Raw genomic sequence first — 17,949 nt, forward strand, 5'->3', positions numbered from 1 at the left:
GCTCAGGGGACGTGCCCGGCCTCGTTGTCGCCTCCGCCATCGCGGAGGAACGACCCGGCGGGATGGGCGTTGAGGAGGTACCGATCCCCTTCGGAGCGGATGGCCGCGAGCCCGAACATTTCGGTCCGGCTGCGGGCCCCCGTCCAGCGATCGGCGGGTCCCCAACGGATGACCCGGATCAGGCGGCGACCACCATACCGCGCGGCGAGGGCCTCGGCCAAGCCGTTGCACGCCCTCCCCTGGGGATAGATCGGCACCCCTCGCAACTCGCGGCTCCAGCCCGTCAGGTCGAGCCTCCGCCACTCACCCAGAAGCGACGGCAGCACGTGGTCCCTGATGGACTTCGGCCAGAGCGCGACCTCCGACTCGTGGAGGTAGACCTCGGTCCGTTCCACATGGCTCGCATACAAAGCGTGTGCCGGCCAGGTGTCGACCCAGCCCCAACGCTCGCCAAAGGGGAGGGTCAGCACGATGATGAGCAACCCCGCGGCGAGTCGAGTTGGCACTTTCCGCGTGCTGGTTTCGAGCCCCAATCGACGCAGATCCGGCCGGAAGACGAGGTAGACCTCCGCCAGCATCGCCGTGTTCCAGACCAGGACGATCGTGCTGTGATTCAGCCCGAAGGGGCCCAGGATCCCGAGCAACGTGAGGTGCACGAGCATCGCCCCGCCCATCCCAACGAGCCGCGTCTTCGGTATGGCGAGAAGTATCGCGACGATGATCTCCGCCGCGGGCATCGCGAGGATCGCCGCGACGCGAGCCTGATTCGACCACGCCTGCGAGTCGAGCCTCAGAGGACGCATGGCCGTCTGCAGGAAGAGGGATCCCAGCTCATTCACGAATGAGATGTCGAGCTTCGAGAGCCCCGAATGCAGGTAGACGCCGATGAACCACCAGCGGACGAGCCTCAAGCCCGTCGCGCCTGGCGCGAGCACCAGCACGAGGCCAAGCACCCCGAACTGGTAGACCCAGGGCTGGAACCGCTCCTGATCCTGCAAGACGAGGAGCAGGAGCAGTCCAATGGCCATAGAGAGGGAGATGCGCCAGGCAATCCCCCCGGCCGTCGCGATCAAGGTAACGATCAGGCCGGCGAAGACCCCCCACGCAATCGAAGGAGGGAACCCCGGCAACGATGCGAGGAACGGGACGCGAGGAAACTCCGAGCGTTCCACCCAGAGTGGCCACGATAGGCCGACCATCGCAAGCGTTGCCAGCGCGAGGACAGAACGGAGCCGCGATCCGGCCCCAAAGGCCATTCGATCGTCGGCTCCGTCGATATTCATGCTAATCTCGGGCGAGGCCGGCTCAGAGCTCATTGGCCAGCGAGTAGGTCCCACTTGCCTCGCGCTTAAGCTTTCCCTGGGTCACGAGTTCTTCCCAGATCCCCGGGGGGTGTCCGTTGGGGGGAGTGATGCCCGAGATCCGCGACTTCTTGCTCCCCATGCTCAGCCCGGATTCATCGTCGAGTCTCGCGAGCTTGAGCCGTTTCTTGAACGCCTTGTACGCTCGTTTGAGCTCTTCTTCCGTGGCCATAGGATCTCCTACGCTCAGTCTCGGGGATTTATCGGCTCTGCGTCTGCAAAGGGTGGTGATCGCGAAGGATCGTCGGCTCACGCCAGGAAGTCGTGGATGACCTGGCGGAAAACCGTCCCATCTTCGATGTGGGGCAAGTGACCGACCCCTGGCAGGATAGTCATGCGGGCGCCCGGGATCAAGCCGACCAGTTCCTCGGCCACCCGCTTCGGATTGACCAGGTCGTGCTCCCCCGCGAGCACGAGCGTCGGTACCCGGATTTGCCCAAGCCTGGCCCTCGCCTCATGCAAGGCCGCCGCGCTCGCCTGGCGGGCGAAGGCCTCGGGCTCCTGGGGCCAGGCGTTCCGGTCCGCGAACCGGACCAGGCCCTCGACCTGCTGAGGGTTCGAGTAGAAAGGGGCCGCCACGAGATAAGGGAGAGTCGACCGCGTGAAGGTTGCCGGATCCGTGTTCCTCTTAAGCGTCACCCACGACTCGAGCACCGCCCGTCGCCAGGCGTCGGCCCCCGGGTGCGTCGAGGCCAGCACCAGGCTCCGAACCCGCTCAGGATGTCTCAACGCGAGCTCCTGCGCCACGAGCCCCCCCAGCGAGTGCCCCACGATATGAGCTGCCGACAGGTCGAGGGCCTCGAGCCACCCCGCCACGTCGTCGGCCATATCCGCGGTCGAGTACGGCTCCGTAGCCCGATCGCTCTGACCCACGTCCCGGTTATCCAGCGCGAACGCGTGAAACGTCTGACCGAAATGTCGCATCGGCACGCTGAAGGCCCGATGGTCCCCCCCCAGGCCGCTGAGCAAGACTAACGGATCCCCCTGCCCCTTCTGCCCCGCCTCGTCGTAAAAGAGCTGACGTCCATTGGCCAAAATCTTAGGCATTCGCGACTCTCACTCCCACAATCCCAACGAACTCGTGCCGATCTTCATCGTTCCGACTTGACACATCCGGCTTCGACAGGCATTATAGAACCATCTGAAGGCCCCCATCGTCTAGCGGCCTAGGATACTAGGTTCTCAGCCTAGGGACCGGGGTTCGAGTCCCCGTGGGGGTATTGCCAGGTAGCGAAAGGACTTACGTCATTTTTGGCGTAAGTCCTTTCGTCGTTTGTGGAGTTGGAAACCGACAAGGTGCTAACACATGGCATCAATCCACCAGCGGAAGCCGGGCTCAAACTACACGGTTAGCTTCTGGTATCAGGGCAAGCAGTTCACCCGGAAGACGGGAACCAAGCTCAAGCGTGATGCTGAGATCGTCTTGGCCCGAGTCGAGAAAGGCTCAAGACGGATTCCAGGGTGGTGAGGAATTCGTCGTTCCGATTCGCTAGGATCGGGGACCTTAGACGTTCTTAATCGCCCTCGCGATCGATGCCGCGAACCCCCCACTATGGTGAGTTTCCAAAGCCTCTTCGACGACGCCTAGTGTCCCAAGTCGTCCGCGACTTACGATGGCTTTGATGCCTGGCCTGCCCCTTTGCAATCTCGACGTGGAGCACCAGATTTATCCCGGTGCCGAGGATGGCATGCCAGGCAACTTCGCCTTGACGATGTGTCGCGATGGGCAGGCCTCTTGGGGAAATCGACCGGCTGCGTAAAGGGTCCAGAGATAATCACTTGCGGAGGTTGGGCGGCCTGTGAACGACCAGGCAATCTGGTTGATTCCGGGAAGCCCCTTCATTGCGACGATTCGAGATCCCTTTTCTGGGCCCCACGAATTCACGGCGACTGCCAGATTTCTGATTGGCGGGCCGAGCGAGTCCATTACCCGCTTGCTTATCCTCTTGATCCGGACGTTGCCTGGGCCAGACGAATACGATTCGCCGATCGCACTCATGCACCTCGGCTTGCCGCGAGGGTTCGACGCAATCCCTCGTGAAAATCGGTCGTGGGCTGATAGCCGAGAACCTGTCGAGACTTTTCGATGCTGGCTTGTGAGTGCGGGACATCCCCCTCACGGGCGGGCCGAAACTCTGGCTCGATCTGAGTTCCGAGCAGGTCGTTCATGGTGGCGACCAAATCGAGAAGGCTGGTCCGCATTCCTGTCCCGACGTTGAGCACCATCCCTTCGAGCGGGCGTTCGGAGCGGAGCGCCGCAAGGTTGGCCGCCACGACGTTGCTGACGTAGGTGTAGTCGCGAGTCTGAGTCCCATCCCCATAGATCGTCGGCCTGCGACCCTCGGACATGGCCTGCGAGAAGAGCGAGATCACCCCGCTGTACGGGCTCGACGGGTCCTGGCGAGGCCCAAAGATGTTGAAGTAACGGAGGCTGACTCCATCGAGCCCCATCGTCTTGGCGTAGACCGAGACGTAATGTTCGCCGGCGAGCTTCCCGGCCGCGTAAGGGCTCAAGGACCGAGGCAGCATTTCCTCGTGCTGCGGGAGTTCGGCCGACCCCCCGTAAGCGGCACTCGATGCGGCGAAGACCACTCGCTTCACGCCGGCCTGGCGGGCGGCTTCGAGCAAGTTGAGGGTCGCTGTCGGGCCGCTCGTATGCGAGAGTAGCGGCTCGCGGATCGATCTGGGAACGCTGGGGATCGCCGCGTGGTGCAGGATTCCATCGATCTGATGGACCGCCCGCTGGCAGATCTCGAAATCCGCCACATCCCCTTCGATCATCTCGAAGCGGCCTTCGTGCTGCGCCAGATTTGCCCTTCGCCCGGTCGCGAAATTGTCCACGACGCGTACCCGGACGCCATCCTTCAGGAGTGCCTCGACCAGATGTGATCCGATGAAACCGGCACCACCCGTCACCAGAATGTTTTGCAGATTGTTCATCGTCTCACTTCTTAAACGAATAATGTCGTGTAATTAAGCTTGTGTGAATTCATGAGGTTCGACCAACCTTACCCGTGCCGCGGAGAGCCACGTGGCCGATAAGCACCCGGAGAACAGGCGAATGAGCGTCGGCTCATCCTGGAAGATCGTTCCCCTCCCTCAGTTTCGAATGAATATTCTGAATTATGAGGGGATCGGGCGCAGGTTGCTGGCTCGCGTCGGGATTCGCACGGGCAAGGTATTCCCGGTTGAACCAAGCATCATTTCAAAGCTGGGCGAAGTCTGGACCACGACGTTTGCTCGACGTCACACGCCCTCTTCTGGGAGGATCCGCCATCCCGGTACCAAAGACCCAAAGCCAATACCGTGTTGCCGAGTCCCCTTGAAGGGAGATTACCAGGCCATCAATGTCTTACAAATCTATCGATTCCAGGCACGTATTTCCAGCACATGAGTTTTCAATATCCATCTGTACCGCCCGAGGATCTGAGACCTCATCACGAATCTCGATCGCCGGTTCGGCCGTGTAATCTGCCAAAGGACAGGCAGCCTCGCGACTTGAATCCCAGGACAGACCGCCCTGTGTCAGGTGAGGAATTTGGAACGATCCGGCAGCACCGCACTGCGAGCATCCTTGCAACGTAGGAGTCGCAGTAATCGATACGGGACGTTGTCTCGTCCTGTGAACTGGTTGCCAGACTTTTGGTCAGGATCTGGAGGAGGTTCGAGTCTCAGCGACCGAGGGACAGTTGGGCGCTATAGCTGCGAGACTGGCGTAATACTACTGTCTCCATCGCCAGAGCATGCTTCAGGAGCCGACAATGCGCTTATTTGATGAGGATTTACGACATTGGCGATTTGTATATGGTTCGGCGCATACGATTTGGTGACAAGGTCATCCCGTGGGTTAGATCGAGGGCGTTCAGCGGTGGCCATGCCCCGAAGTGGCCAAGCGTCGACCAGGGAATTTGCTGGATTGAGACAGTCGATATTATCAGCGGGTTCCACACGAATGCTAGCGGGCTGAAGACACGCATCAAGGGTTGAATTTTTTCAACATAAATTTGCAGTTCGCGAGTCTTTTTTCAAATTGATTTTAATGAATAGCATAAGACTGTATCCTCTCTCCTGGAGATTGAGTATAGTCCCAAGTTGGGGGACAACTCGCGTCGGCGACGAACCTCTGATCGGCAAGAATTTGCGTTTCGATCGAGGTCCCTTGTTCCTCGGGTTTCTGGCGAGTTTGCTAACATCACGCATTCCATAAAAGAGCGGTATGGAAACCCGCGATGCTTTAAATGCGTAGATTCGGTTCCTGTAACGCCTGGCATGGCGTAAAGAAGTGATGTTACCGCTCTCGTAGACCTTAAGAAAGGAGCGAAATAGATATTTAAGCCGCTTGCCCGCCTTCGAGAAATAGATTGGGGCCGTGCCCTTTTGGTAGATAGGCCGAGTCCAATGAGGTCCCCTATTCGATCGAGGTGAGATCGAATGGTTCGGCGCAGGCCGCCTCTGGATCAATGCATCGCGAAGGCAAGTAGACAGAGGAGAGCCTTCGCCAACGGGAGATAATTTTTACGACCTGCCTTCATGATCCGATACGCTCACGCGAGTGAGCAGGGCAAGTGAATTATCTCCCCCCAAGCCTCCACCGCCGTGCTAATGCACCGAGCGACGTGAATCCGAATCTCGCTGGCGATGTGGAGTCGAGAACAACCTTGAGTCGGTAGGCAGTTGTAAGGTTTTTCCTCTCGCGAACGTGGGGAAGAAATCTGACAAGCGGTGAGAATACGCGCACTCGCGAGGGATCAAGGAGGGCATCATTCATCCGGCGACGACGTGGATACCTAAGAGGCATGAGATCGAAGTGCGAATATTCCATGCGATATGAATGTTACTGATGACGCGCGACTCGGTCTGCCTTGATGAGAGAGGCTCGAGATCCTCGGCGGACGGATGTCCTTGGACCAACCTTCCACCCTTGATGGGGGCATTCGTCACGGATTCGATCGTCGAGAAGATCGGATTTCGTCCCGGGGCGGGCTCCAGGGATCGGAGTCAAGCTACCCAACAACTCATGACTGCCAATGTGAGGATTCCATCATGACATGCGAAGAGTTTAACGGGATCAACGATGGCGAAGGCGACCAGAACCGATCCTCATCCGCTGCCATGACGCGTACTCATGAATGGGGAATCCTGCTCAAGTACTCGATCCGGCGGGTCCACCGGTGGCAGGCCCCGCCGCGCTGGACCGACCGGGACTGGCATGACGAGATCCGGTCGGAGATCATGCTCGCCGCGGTCTTGGCCCAGGAGACGTTCAACGTGTCGCGAGGCGTGCCCTGGGAGGCCTACTTGCGGCAGAAGGTCGTCCACGCGGCCCTGGCGCGCTACCGCCGCGAGTGGTCGTACAGCTTGAGGATCTCGCAGGATTCCGAGGCCGAGATCCAGGTCGGGGCCGAGGAGCCGAATGCCTCGGATATCGCCAGGCAGCGGATCCTCAAGGCGGTTTCGCGGCTCCCCCGCGGCGACACGAGCCTGATCGACGGCCTCTACTGGAAGAGCAAGTCGGAGGCGGAACTGGCCAAGAAGCTCGGGATCAGCCAGCAGGCGGTCAACAAGCGGAAGCACGCGATCCTGCGCCAGCTCCAGCGAGACCTCAACGCCATGGACCTCGAGTCGGACGTGGAGAATTGACCGCGACCTCCGGCGCCGTGTCGATGGCTGTAGGAGAGCCGACGCGGCACCGATGGGACCCGTTCGGATCCGAGGAAACAGGCGCCTTGGCCGGACTGGAGAGAGTCCCATCGGTTGCAGATCAGAGGGGGCAAGCCTCAGCCATTTTCCAGGGTCCATTGGAAGGCTTGACGCGCCAATTCCGTGCCCGACGTGATATTCAGCTTCGACCGAACGCGATCGCGATAGGTCTCCACCGTTTTGTTGCTCAGGCTCATTCGGGTTGCGATTTCGCCGGTGCTTAGGCCGTGGCCGATCAGGCGAAAGACCTCTAGCTCGCGATTCGAGAGGGTCTCGATCGGAGACTTGTGAGGCTTCTCATTCGCATCGCCCACGAGGCGGTTGAGGATCTTCTCGCGGAGCCCGTCGCTCAGGTAGATCTTGCCCGCGATCAACTGGTGGATGGCCTCTATGATCGTGCTCGTCGCCTCGACCTTGTTGATATAGCCCTTCGCCCCGGCGCGCAACGCACGCTCGGCATAGAGCGACTCGTGATACATGGACCAGACCAGGAGGAGGACGGATTCGTCCCGCTCCTTGATCCTCTTGATCAGGTCGAGGCCGTCACCTGCCTTCAGCGAGATGTCGATGACGATGATGTCAGGGGTGTGCGCCTCGAAGAGTTCCAGCGCCTTGGCGACGTCATCCGCCTCGCCGCAGACCGCCATATCGGGTTGCGTCGAGATCCGGATGGCCAAACCTTCTCGCACGGCCGGGTGATCATCGACGATCAAGACTTTGATCGTTCGTCTCCCAGAATCCGAATCGACTTCAGTCATTCGGAGTGACCTTTGAAAAGGGTTCAGTTCGCGAAAATCCCCCGAGTTCCACGGGGCCGATCTTTCAGGTGGTGATGAGGAGTAGGTCCGGCAGAGCAGGAAGTGAAGGCCCAACCCCGAGGCGTCCGCCTTATTATCGCAAACACTAATCCCGTCATCCCCGGGCTCAAGGTGAGGCGTTTCCAGTCCCCTTCCAGGCCCATTCGAATTCGCCGGAACTGCCCATGCGCCAGGCTATGGGTTGCCGGTCTCCGTTGCGATACGACCCTGCTGAATGGCCGTGGTGACGTCATCGATGACCACGGATAAACGCAAGGAAATGATCGCTTGATCGTGGGCGGATAGGAAGTCGGGGCGCCAGCTTTTCGAACGAGGTCCCCAGCCTCGCGAGGCCGATTTGGCGAGCACGAACCCCTGGAAATCGCTCGCATTTTGAACCGTGCCAGCCTTGCGTGTCTGGCCAGCTTGGCCGCGGGTGCGGCTTCGACCGGCAAGCTTTTCCCCGACTTGCAGACCATGATCTCGGAGATGAGCCCCGGCGGTCAACTCCTACACCTGATGATCGTACAAATCTTGTCCGAAACTCCTGTGATCCTGATCGGTGATGCCGAGGATGTCTCGCTCCGGACTTTGAGATTGCCGATTTCCCCCACGAGGACCGCCAATTCGAACGCACCTCTCGAAATATCCTTAATCGGTGCCAATGTCAATGAGTCGTCAAATACAGTACGAGCTTTCCACACTCGGTTCTCCCGATAGGCGTCGCATTTTTGCAGCATTTGCTCGCGGTCAAGAGGTTCGAGAGTTGACTCGGTTGCTCGTGCGGGAAATGAGACGGGAACGGTTTCTCGATGGCGTTTTCGTTCGAATGGCCGACGGATCGTCCGTGGCTCGAGTTCTATTCAGTGAGGGCGTCCTCCCGAGGATCGCATTGTCGCAGGAGACCACGATGACCGCGAACCTACGCATGGTCTCGTGCCCGCCTCGAACGCCGCGTGCTTGCGAATGATCCTGGCGAAGAATCGACTGGACCCATCGCGGACCGCTCTGGCCTCGAGGTGGGAAAGGATCGAAGAGCCGTCTCCTCGCCTGCCCTCAACCTCTCGGCCGTTCTCGACGGGTTCCTGGAGAGACTCGGGTATCGTCCTCGGAAAGTGGAGACGAACCCTTAGAGTAGAACGATACCAAGCAAAGGGAGTGCTGGCCGATCGCCCCTGAGGCCTGAAATTGAAAGGCGGCTCATGTCGTTACTCTGTGAGTCTTCTTCGCCGAGACGCGTTTGAATGAATTCCTCGAACACCCGCTCGATCCTAGCATTGAATACAAAGTAATGTAAGTGTTTCTATGTATTTTGTTGTGTGTCGGGAGGGCCTTGAGAAGTTCCTCAGGACCTCTCTGATACCCTCCGGCGTGATTCGGTGCACCTTTTGGACCTCATCCCATCGGCCTCAAGCGTCTACACGTCGAATCATTGGCTGGACGACGAGCGAACGTCTCGATCGCCGGCCGATCGTAAACCCGCGTACCGTCCGTGTCGTACCTTGGGATCGGCCAACTCGCTCGAAAGGCCTCGCATCTCCGCGCCCCGCCATCAGAAAACCTGGCGATCGTCGGGCGGATCTCACCACTTTGGCACACCACGACCACGCAAATCGGCGACCGATCCATCTCCCTACTCCCATGGCTGGCCACTCGTTGCCGCGCCGTCGAGGAGGTGCTGCGGTGTTGCGCTGGCCACTACTTCTTTTTCCGGATTCTCGAAAGTCTCGTCGCCATCGAGGTCTGTGTCGTCTTGGGGATTGTAGGGACGCCACGCATGAGTCTAACCCTGGAGAGACGATGCCTCTCGGCTCGAGAGACTGCAAGCGATTGTAGCCTGCCTCGCGCGAGAGCCGGACGATCAAGGCGGTTCGTCGGACCTCCGGCAAACGCCGTAGGCACGGTACTTGTGCAGGCGTTGAAGACACTGAGCCGGTGGCCACAGTGATCGTCGCGGATCGGGGCGTGATCCAGTCTGCGGATCTGGGAGCCAACACCGACTCCTCGGCGCAGGCAGACGAGTCTATCCGGGATGAAGCCAGGCAAGGAATTCAGCGAAGCCGACGTCGTCCATCATCAGATCGAAGATGGGAAATCGATCGCAGACTCGTCATGGAATAGTTGGAGGCGCTCTCTGCTTCCATCACGAGGGAAAATGCCGCGATAGGCTCCATTGACCTGCATGAGATCAAGAGGAGTTGGCCCTAATCTGTTTCAATGGGTCGGAGCCTTCATCCAAGTTGATCGGCGACGGTAAAACAAAACATGAGATGAAGGTTAACCTCGATGCTCCTAAGTTAAGAAATTGGCACACACCCAAGGCGAGGCCTCCTCAGCCAAATTTGAGGTGTCCAATCAATTGGCTGAGATCCCAAACAACTGAACAGAGAGTCCTAACAGAGGGTCATTGGGGTTAATCTTCGAGATAATTCGCTTAAGACGCAATCGCTATTCCTTGGCATGAAACATGGATAGAAGTTTGGCATCGCATTTTCTTGACAGAAATCTCCCTACAAGCATTGTTAGCTTCTCCTGACTACCAGCATCATTTAGTTAAGATAATATTGGGCTTAGTGCGAAAGATTCCCCCCTCCGCATCCAGGTGACGAAGAAATCGACTAAGATTTCGACTTTATGTTGTTCAATCGGGCCCCTCGTTCGCCATTCTAGCGATCATCCCCATCCGATCAGAGGGATTGTTAGGAAAAATCGCCAGACGAGATCGAGTCCGTCCAGTCAGCTTAGGTTGGGTGATCCCATGGTAAGTTAGGCATTTGGTGCAAGTGTTAATTCGGATTTTGAGCGATCGAAATCACCATCGGGCCAAGTCAAACGTTCGAAACTAACGAAGCGAGGGTGAAGATCACCATTTCAAATCACAAGAATATGCAATGAATTGATTGAAAAATGGAGTGGTAATGGGTTCTCATGTTTTAGCGGAAGGCTAAAATATGCGTAGATTGTGTATTTTTAAGCGTAGCATAGTATGGTCCAGTTTGTTATAAGTTTCTGCAGGGTAATTATTAAGAGAAATGGGTGGTCGAAGCATTCTTCGGTTCGCCTCCTCGACAAGAACTATCGGAAAGCCGTGAATCATTCGAGGCCTGAGGTTTCTGAGTTCTTGGGTTGTGGAATCGGTCGTCGGTGCAATTTAGAAGACAACGCCCTGTACCAAAGGGGAACCTCAAAGCGACTTGATCCAATCCACTCGAGCGATTCGGGTCGAGACAATCTGTGAGGTTTAACAGTTGGTTCTGGTCCTTCCGACGAATGGGTGCTGACAACCCACCGGCCCGAAGTCTGTGATGTTGAGTCATAGAGGAAAAGTTTAGTAATAAAAAATTGCCAATATAAACACAATTATATTATTTAAGTAAGGAATGAACTGGCTCGTTCTTGGCAGATTCGGGATGAGAGGGAAAGTCCTACAAGAGCAAACGTGCGATGTTGGGACAGGGCCTCAAATTATGAAGTTGATACTCGCGAAGGTGGATCGGAGTCTGGCGGTTCGATTGCCTGGGTAAGATCTGTCGATAATGTGGTGTATGATTTAAGGTGTGTTGAAATTGCAATGTTTAAATTGCTGGATTGATTTGGCCCCGCGTGGTGAGATGGTCGAGCCCACGACGATTAAGTCTCCCGAAACGAAAATCGATCAAAGTTTCACATATTGATGGAATTAAGTTGCCGCTGATCACTTTTAAAGCACAGTTGCTCAATCCGGAACTTCCTCTCCCCTCCCTCCCCCCCGTCGAGAGTGGCTTGGCCGGATGTGCGAGGACAAGACCGAGCCTTAGTTGATCGATCTCGGAGTGACGATCTGCTTGGATAACAGTCCGATTCCTTCTCATGATGTTCTTGAGGCTCATGGAAGGTTGGGAATCGATTTGCTGGAGCGGACTGCGAAGATGCAGGCCGCCACCTAAACGATGTCGTTATTACGGAGCCATGACCCTCGCAAAGCCGATCAAGATGTGGCTCTCAGAGTCCAGTAGGACTTGTCGTGAGGCCAGTACGTTCGTTTAATTGAAGTATTATGGTATATAAGTGATTGAACTAGTTAAAAAGTGTGCATATAATATTAAAATATGATTTCGCATGTTATGTTGGGCGGCCGCAATAGCCATCGATGCTCGATGGAATGAACCGCGATGTGTGTGGACTCGGGAGAGGCTTCTGAAACTTCCGAAAATATCCCTCGAGCCACTAGTCATAGAGCGGGATCTCAGTCAGGTTAACATGGGTGGCTCGGAATCGAGGATAGTCGCGTTTGACCTCGTCCGACGAAGGACATCGGACGCGATGACTTGGGTCGCAGTGCTGCGTTCTATTCCCGCTGAAGTGAAATTCTATGATTGCCCAGCGTGGTAAGAGGATGCACGTGACTTTTCATGTTAGCGATGCTTGCGTAAGTTTGGCGAGATTGAAAATCAACTAAATAATGTTAAGTTGATTTATTGTGTGTAAAGTGGTGTGATACGGAAGATTCGGAGCTGTCAGTCCCAGGCAAGTTTATCTCGCAGTCGATTTCTGAGGCTTTAGTAATCGCCGAAACAAATGATCGCTATTTTGTAGAGTAGAATTGAATTAATGAGAGAACGAGTTTGTTTGACACTTTTGATCCGCCAGTGTTTCCGTTGATGGTTGTGAGTGATCTGCTTCTTGGCGAAACGGGTGATGGGATGCGATTTCTCCGTGATTGATCTGAGCCTGGCCTTGGATCTTCGAAGGAAGCCAGGTTTTGGTGGGGTTGCTTGATGCCGGGAAAGTCGTACTGACTCCTTCGGAATGATCTCACGATATGTAAAGTCAGTTGCCGCGAGAAATAAGTAAGTAGTGAGAATCAATCAGTATAGCAGGTTGATGAGATTATGCGGTGGTTCGTTAATATTAGGATTCTAATTATGCAATGCCGCGAGTCGGATTCGCTTGGCCGAACTGAGTTTGAACTTGGACTGACATGGTCCCCCGACCAGCAATCAGCCGTGGGCTGGGGAGCCTTTCTCAGAGCCGCTCTGAAGAGGATCATGGCCTGGCGAGTGCCTCCCCGCTGGACGACCAGGGATTGGCACGAAGAAATTCACGCAGAGATTGTCCTGGCTGCGCTTCAGGCTCACAGCAACTTCGACGCTTCACGGGGCATTCCCTGGGAGTTCTATCTACGAAAGCGAGTTCTACAGGCAGCCCTTGCACGTTATCGACGTGAGTGGACGTATAGTGTTCGCTTCGCAGCTGGTCCCGGAGAGCCCGTCCACCTAAGAGATCGAGGCGGATCCTCGGAAGCGGCTTGGAAGTCGCTCCTACTCGCCCTTCGTCTCCTTCCGAAACACGATCACGTCCTGATCGAAAGCCTTTTCTGGGGAAGCAGCACCGAGTCGCAGGTGGCCCGCCGGCTCGGCATAACCCAGCAGGCTGTAAACAAGCGGAAACGATTGATCCTGCGAAAGCTTCAACAAGCCCTCGACTCCATGGAATTGGACGCCGAAGTCAACTTATAGTCGCCAGCACTCCTGTGTCACCCTGGACTTTCACCGCTCAACCTCCGAATGTCCGGGCCCAGGGAGTCCGTAGGCATTCCGACGCCCTTGAAATTGAGGTCCCATATCGTCGGGGAGCGAGGAGAGCATCCTAGGTCACACCTCTCACGTGTGACTACAGATGTCGGTGGTGTCTTGCGCAATAATAACATATGAAGACATGAATTGTAAACCGATAATTGTTTAGAGTTCAGGTTTTCCGAAGAAAGTTGGTTCCTCTCGAGCTTTTTGCGGTTGTATATCAGCAAATCAGTGCAATGTATAAAATGATCTTCAGCGATCGATGGTGATATCGCTGAGGCATCTCTAGGATGCCAGGTCCAAAGAGACCGCGACGACAATGATCCGGCCCCCCCTCCCCTGCTTGGGGCTACGAAGTGATATTGTCCGGGTTTCTTGGAGTTATGTGAGTGATTGATGGTCGTCTTCAGCCTTAGGGTACATGGCCACCCACCGGCCCAAAGTTCGCGCTGGGCACACTTTTTATCGTGCTCCCTGAGATTCGTGAAGCGTTGATTGTGCCCGGCAATGGAAATCGAAATGCTTTGGATGACGCAATACATCAAAACGAAAAAGATTAAAGAAGAAGGATATGTATTAAAAGAGAATTGAAAAAATAGACGAGATTTTGCATTTCATGAATTCGGGACGCGGGCTCGATGAGCTCGTCGTTCGCCACGACAACGTGACGTGCTCCAACTGATTCCTGGTCGGAAGTAGGAAGTAGCGAGGTTGGTTATGCCCATTCTACGAGCTGAGCCTGACGTTTATCCACCGAACCTTTGGGATCATGATGGTCCCAAAATCGACGGCGAGCGGCGTTGGTGGTGCTTGCACACCAAGCCCCGGCAGGAGAAGGCGATCGCTCGGCATTTGCTCAGCAAAGGTGTCTTCCATTACCTGCCCCAAGTCCGCCACGAAAGCCGCACTCCCGGGGGCCGAAAGATCCAGTCCCTGCTCCCCCTGTTCCGGGGATACATGTTCCTATTAGGCGATGACGGCGAGAAACTTGAGGCACTTCAAGGCAATCGCGTTGCCAAGATCCTGACCGTGCCCGACCAGCATGATCTCCACGAAGAGCTCCGCCAGGTTTACACTTTGCTCTCCTCGGGACTTCCGATCTCGCAGGAACCCGAACTTGTCATCGGGACTCGAGTGCAGATCATCGTCGGCCCATTGAAGGGGGTTATCGGGACGATCGTCCGTCGAGGTGATCGCGACCGATTCGTGGCCCAGGTCCGCTTCCTCGGGCGAGGGGCCATGGTCGACCTGCTCAACTGGCAGGTCGAGCCGCTTGGAGACTCGCCGTTGTCGTCCCTCTATCCGGAAGACTTCCAAGTGAGCGCGGATAGGACCCCCGTGTTTGAGTTCCCGGGAGCTCGAACCATGGGCCAAGGCCGGATGCCGTAAGTTCGAGTCTCTCGCGAGGTCGAAGGACACTCCCAAAGCGTGACTCAATCATGATCGATCCTAATCCCAACTACGCGGTGACGTCTCGCCTTCAGATCGAAGCGGCTGGACTTCCCGCGACCTTGACTTCTTCTCGGCCGCCGGCTCTCTCGGCCGCGCCCGACGTGACCGGACTTGCGATGGCCTTCCGTCGCTGCTGGAAGCTGGCGATCGTGGCGGGAATTATCCTGGCTGCTCTCGTGGGGGCTTCCGCCTGGTTCATCGTCCCGAAGTCGAAGTATACGGCACGCGCGACGCTCCACGTCTCCAGCAACCCGAAGTACATCATCTTCGACCCCAAGGAGCGACTGACCGACTATCGGACCTATCAGCGAACGCAAGTGGCTTTGGCCAAGAGCCATTATGTCCTCGCGGACGCCCTCAAGGGTCACGAAGTCGAGTCGCTCCCGACGGTCCGAGAGCACGTCGATCCATGCGACTGGCTGTCGCAGCATATCAGCATCGACTTTCCCGATGCTTCCGAAGTCCTTGAGATCTCGCTGAGCGGCGATCGGCCCGATGACCTGGCAAAGCTCGTGAACGCCACCGTCGATTCCTACATGTTGAGGGTTGTCGAGGAGGAGGAGAAGGAGCGTCACGCCCGCCTGGGGAAGCTCAAGTCGCTCTGGAATCGGTATCAGCTCAGCCTCCAATCGAAGCGTGAGCAGTTCCGGAAGCTCACCGATTCCATCGGCGCGAACGATCAGAGGACGCTCTCGGTCACCCATCAGGCCAAGATCCAGCATCGCGACCTCGCCGAGAGCGAGCTGATGCGGATGAAGTTCGAACTCAGGAAGGCGGAGTCTGAACTCGCGGTGGTCGAGGCCCGAGTCGAGGATACGATCGCCCAGGAATCCTCCCAGGAGGCGATTGACGAGAAGCTCGAGTCTCATCCTCACATCCTGGAGTTGCATCGCCAGTATCGCAAGCTCCAGGATCGATACAATCAGGTCACTCGCGTGGCGAGCCGAAAAGACGACCTTTCCGTGGTCGCCGTGCGCAAGCAGATGGAGGCCGTGAGGAGCGACCTCGGCACCACGCGGGCCAAGCTTCGTCCGGTGATCGCCGGCCAGGTCCACTCTCAGGTCGCCCAGGATGACCGCGAGGCCCTGGCCAAGCTGCGTGGCAGGGTCGGTTCGACTCGGATGTACATGGAAGCCATTTCCAAGGATATCGAGCGTGTCCAGGAAGAGTCGAAGGTCATCAATCGAAGCAGCATCGACCTCACGCAGCAGCAGGACGAGATACTGATCGTCAGCGAGACGGCCCGGAAGATCGGGGCCGAAGTCGAGGCGATGGAGGTCGAGTTGGGGGCCCCGCCCCGCATTCGTGTGGTCGACCGGGCCACCATCCCCACCATCAAGGATAAGTTCCGGAAGGTGAAGGCGAGCGGGGCCGCGGCGACCGGGGCGTTGATGCTGGTCATTGTGGGGTTCTCCGTCCGTGAATTCCGAGCCCGTCGCATCAACACGATCGACGAGGTAGCTCAGGGCCTGGGCTTGAGGATCGTCGGGTCACTCCCCCCGCTCTCGGTCCGGTCGCGCGGTTCTAACGAGTTGCTCAGGCAGAGCCTGCTCCTCGAGTCGATCGCCGCCACTCGGACGATGCTCCTCCACGCGTCTCGGACGGGTGGGATCCGTATGGTGATGATCACGAGTGCGATGAAGGGCGAGGGGAAGACGACCCTGTCTTATCACCTGGCCAACAGCCTCGCTCGCATCGGCCGACGGACATTGCTGATCGATGGCGATATCCGCAGCCCCAGGGTGGACCAATTGTTCGGGATTCCTTTGAATCCGGGCCTTTGCGAGGTGCTGCGAGGCGAAGCGACCGCGAGCGACGCCATCTGGACTCCCCGGGAGGGGGGGCCGGACGTCCTCCCGGCCGGGAAAGGCGATCCGCGGGCGATCCGCGCCCTGGCACAGGACGTCATCCGGAATCTCTTCCAGGATCTGAAGGCGCAGTACGACTTCATCATCATCGACTCGTCACCTGTGCTCGCCGTCGCGGATCCACTGCTGATCGCCCAGGTCGTCGACGCCGTCCTTTACTCCGTCCTCCGCGATGTCAGCCGAGTTCCCATGGTCTATGCGGCATACGAGCGGCTCACGGCCCTTGGCATTCAGACCCTTGGGGCCGTCGTCAGCGGCGTCACCGGGGAAACCCAATGCACCGCTTATCCCTATGGTTCGGAGGAGACGACGGACCGAACGGGAGTTGCTTTGGCTCATTGCGAGGACCGGAGCCGGCAGCCGGGACCCTTGCCGATCGGTCGCGAATGATATGACTCGTTACTTTACCCACTGTCTTTTCAAGGATGTCTCGGAATGCTCACTCACCCCGGAACCGACACCGCCATAGGCGTGGATTATGACATCGAAGGGTCTGGTGAAATCAAGCCCTGGGAGACTCCCTCCAGGTATCTCTCGCTCAAGGCCGTCCTCGACGTCGCGGCGGCCTCGGTACTGGCCGTGGTGCTCCTGCCGGTCATCTTAATCTCGATGATCGTCGTCAAGCTAACCTCGCCAGGTCCGTCCATCTATTCGCAGATTCGCCTCGGACGGGACGGCCGCCCGTTCAGGATCTATAAGATCCGTACGATGCGTTGCGACAGCGAGGTCAACACGGGACCTCGCTGGTCGTCAAAGTCCGACCCCTACGTCACGCCCGTGGGGCGATTCCTGCGAAAGAGCCATCTCGACGAGTTGCCCCAACTCTGGAACATCCTCAAGGGGGAGATGAGCCTCGTCGGCCCCAGGCCGGAACGCCCCGAGTTCGTCTCGAATCTGGAGAAGGATGTCCCCCGCTACTGCGAGCGACTCCTCGTTCGCCCAGGAGTCACCGGACTGGCGCAGATCCAACTGCCGCCGGATGTCGACTTGAACAGCGTGCGACGCAAGCTCGTCTGCGACCTCGCCTACATCGAGAGGCTCGGCTTCAGCCTCGATCTCCGGATCCTCCTCTGCACGGCCATGGGCATGATCGGCATCCCTTACGCACGGACTCGCGGAGCCCTGGGAATACCGACCCTCGTGCAGTTCGACGAGGTCGTCTCGCCAGATCCGACTGTCTTGAGTGTGGGCGCCTGAATGGGTCTGGAGTAGG

11 protein-coding genes and 1 tRNA gene are annotated in these 17,949 nt (G+C 57.5%); 6 read left to right on the top strand and 6 right to left on the bottom strand.

All coding sequences use genetic code 11. The annotated features are described in order from the left end of the window. Positions 1-2 precede the first annotated feature (2 nt). The 3 genes from ACOYYX_RS26885 to ACOYYX_RS26895 form a co-directional block, all read right to left on the bottom strand. Positions 3-1,283 carry a hypothetical protein gene (locus ACOYYX_RS26885; RefSeq protein WP_422925427.1) on the bottom strand — a complete coding sequence of 427 codons (1,281 nt, stop codon included), beginning with the start codon at positions 1,281-1,283 and terminating at the stop codon, positions 3-5. A gap of 22 nt (positions 1,284-1,305) precedes the next feature. Continuing rightward, positions 1,306-1,533 carry a hypothetical protein gene (locus tag ACOYYX_RS26890; protein ID WP_422925429.1) on the bottom strand — a complete coding sequence of 76 codons (228 nt, stop codon included), beginning with the start codon at positions 1,531-1,533 and terminating at the stop codon, positions 1,306-1,308. A gap of 77 nt (positions 1,534-1,610) precedes the next feature. Further along, a complete protein-coding gene (locus ACOYYX_RS26895; RefSeq protein ID WP_422925431.1) occupies positions 1,611-2,408 on the bottom strand; it encodes an alpha/beta fold hydrolase in 798 nt (265 codons plus the stop codon). 100 nt (positions 2,409-2,508) lie between these two features. On the opposite strand from ACOYYX_RS26895, the gene ACOYYX_RS26900 reads away from it, so the two are divergent. Together ACOYYX_RS26900 and ACOYYX_RS26905 are read left to right on the top strand one after the other, a co-directional pair. Beyond that, a tRNA-Glu gene (locus ACOYYX_RS26900) sits at positions 2,509-2,581 on the top strand. An 86-nt stretch (positions 2,582-2,667) separates the two neighbouring features. Then, complete coding sequence (locus ACOYYX_RS26905; RefSeq protein ID WP_422925433.1) at positions 2,668-2,829, top strand: hypothetical protein; 162 nt, start codon at positions 2,668-2,670, stop codon at positions 2,827-2,829. 527 nt (positions 2,830-3,356) lie between these two features. Here the strand turns inward: ACOYYX_RS26905 and ACOYYX_RS26910 are convergent. Continuing rightward, positions 3,357-4,301, bottom strand: a complete 945-nt coding sequence (locus tag ACOYYX_RS26910) for an SDR family oxidoreductase (RefSeq protein WP_422925435.1) — start codon at positions 4,299-4,301, stop codon at positions 3,357-3,359. Between the two features lie 2,103 nt (positions 4,302-6,404). Here ACOYYX_RS26910 and ACOYYX_RS26915 point away from each other — a divergent pair. Next, the gene (locus ACOYYX_RS26915) at positions 6,405-7,001 is read left to right on the top strand and encodes a sigma-70 family RNA polymerase sigma factor (protein ID WP_422925437.1); all 597 of its coding nucleotides are present in this window, start codon (positions 6,405-6,407) and stop codon (positions 6,999-7,001) included. A gap of 137 nt (positions 7,002-7,138) precedes the next feature. On the opposite strand, the gene ACOYYX_RS26920 is transcribed toward ACOYYX_RS26915, so the two are convergent. Together ACOYYX_RS26920 and ACOYYX_RS26925 are read right to left on the bottom strand one after the other, a co-directional pair. Further along, on the bottom strand, positions 7,139-7,774 hold the full coding sequence (locus ACOYYX_RS26920) for a response regulator transcription factor (RefSeq protein WP_422925439.1): 636 nt from the start codon (positions 7,772-7,774) through the stop codon (positions 7,139-7,141). Between the two features lie 5,384 nt (positions 7,775-13,158). Further along, on the bottom strand, positions 13,159-13,314 hold the full coding sequence (locus tag ACOYYX_RS26925) for a hypothetical protein (protein WP_422925441.1): 156 nt from the start codon (positions 13,312-13,314) through the stop codon (positions 13,159-13,161). A gap of 819 nt (positions 13,315-14,133) precedes the next feature. On the opposite strand from ACOYYX_RS26925, the gene nusG reads away from it, so the two are divergent. Genes nusG through ACOYYX_RS26940 form a run of 3 tightly spaced genes read left to right on the top strand, consistent with a single transcriptional unit; the run spans position 14,134 to position 17,933 of the window. Then, positions 14,134-14,805, top strand: coding sequence for a transcription termination/antitermination protein NusG (gene nusG / locus ACOYYX_RS26930; RefSeq protein WP_422925443.1), 672 nt, complete (start codon positions 14,134-14,136; stop codon positions 14,803-14,805). Positions 14,806-14,855: 50 nt separating this feature from the next. Continuing rightward, positions 14,856-17,126 carry a polysaccharide biosynthesis tyrosine autokinase gene (locus tag ACOYYX_RS26935; RefSeq protein WP_422925445.1) on the top strand — a complete coding sequence of 757 codons (2,271 nt, stop codon included), beginning with the start codon at positions 14,856-14,858 and terminating at the stop codon, positions 17,124-17,126. Positions 17,127-17,171: 45 nt separating this feature from the next. Further along, the gene (locus tag ACOYYX_RS26940) at positions 17,172-17,933 is read left to right on the top strand and encodes a sugar transferase (RefSeq protein WP_422925447.1); all 762 of its coding nucleotides are present in this window, start codon (positions 17,172-17,174) and stop codon (positions 17,931-17,933) included. The last annotated feature ends 16 nt before the right edge of the window (positions 17,934-17,949 follow it).

Origin of the sequence: Singulisphaera chitinilytica (assembly GCF_049331405.1) — a bacterium.
Taxonomy (GTDB): domain Bacteria; phylum Planctomycetota; class Planctomycetia; order Isosphaerales; family Isosphaeraceae; genus PoT.

Bases quoted from the DNA above. Each gene is read 5' to 3' on its own strand.
- ACOYYX_RS26885 (WP_422925427.1), bottom strand. From the start codon at position 1,283: ATGAATATCGACGGAGCCGACGATCGAATGGCCTTTGGGGCCGGATCG.
- ACOYYX_RS26890 (WP_422925429.1), bottom strand. From the start codon at position 1,533: ATGGCCACGGAAGAAGAGCTCAAACGAGCGTACAAGGCGTTCAAGAAA.
- ACOYYX_RS26895 (WP_422925431.1), bottom strand. From the start codon at position 2,408: ATGCCTAAGATTTTGGCCAATGGACGTCAGCTCTTTTACGACGAGGCG.
- ACOYYX_RS26905 (WP_422925433.1), top strand. From the start codon at position 2,668: ATGGCATCAATCCACCAGCGGAAGCCGGGCTCAAACTACACGGTTAGC.
- ACOYYX_RS26910 (WP_422925435.1), bottom strand. From the start codon at position 4,301: ATGAACAATCTGCAAAACATTCTGGTGACGGGTGGTGCCGGTTTCATC.
- ACOYYX_RS26915 (WP_422925437.1), top strand. From the start codon at position 6,405: ATGACATGCGAAGAGTTTAACGGGATCAACGATGGCGAAGGCGACCAG.
- nusG (WP_422925443.1), top strand. From the start codon at position 14,134: ATGCCCATTCTACGAGCTGAGCCTGACGTTTATCCACCGAACCTTTGG.
- ACOYYX_RS26935 (WP_422925445.1), top strand. From the start codon at position 14,856: ATGATCGATCCTAATCCCAACTACGCGGTGACGTCTCGCCTTCAGATC.
- ACOYYX_RS26940 (WP_422925447.1), top strand. From the start codon at position 17,172: ATGCTCACTCACCCCGGAACCGACACCGCCATAGGCGTGGATTATGAC.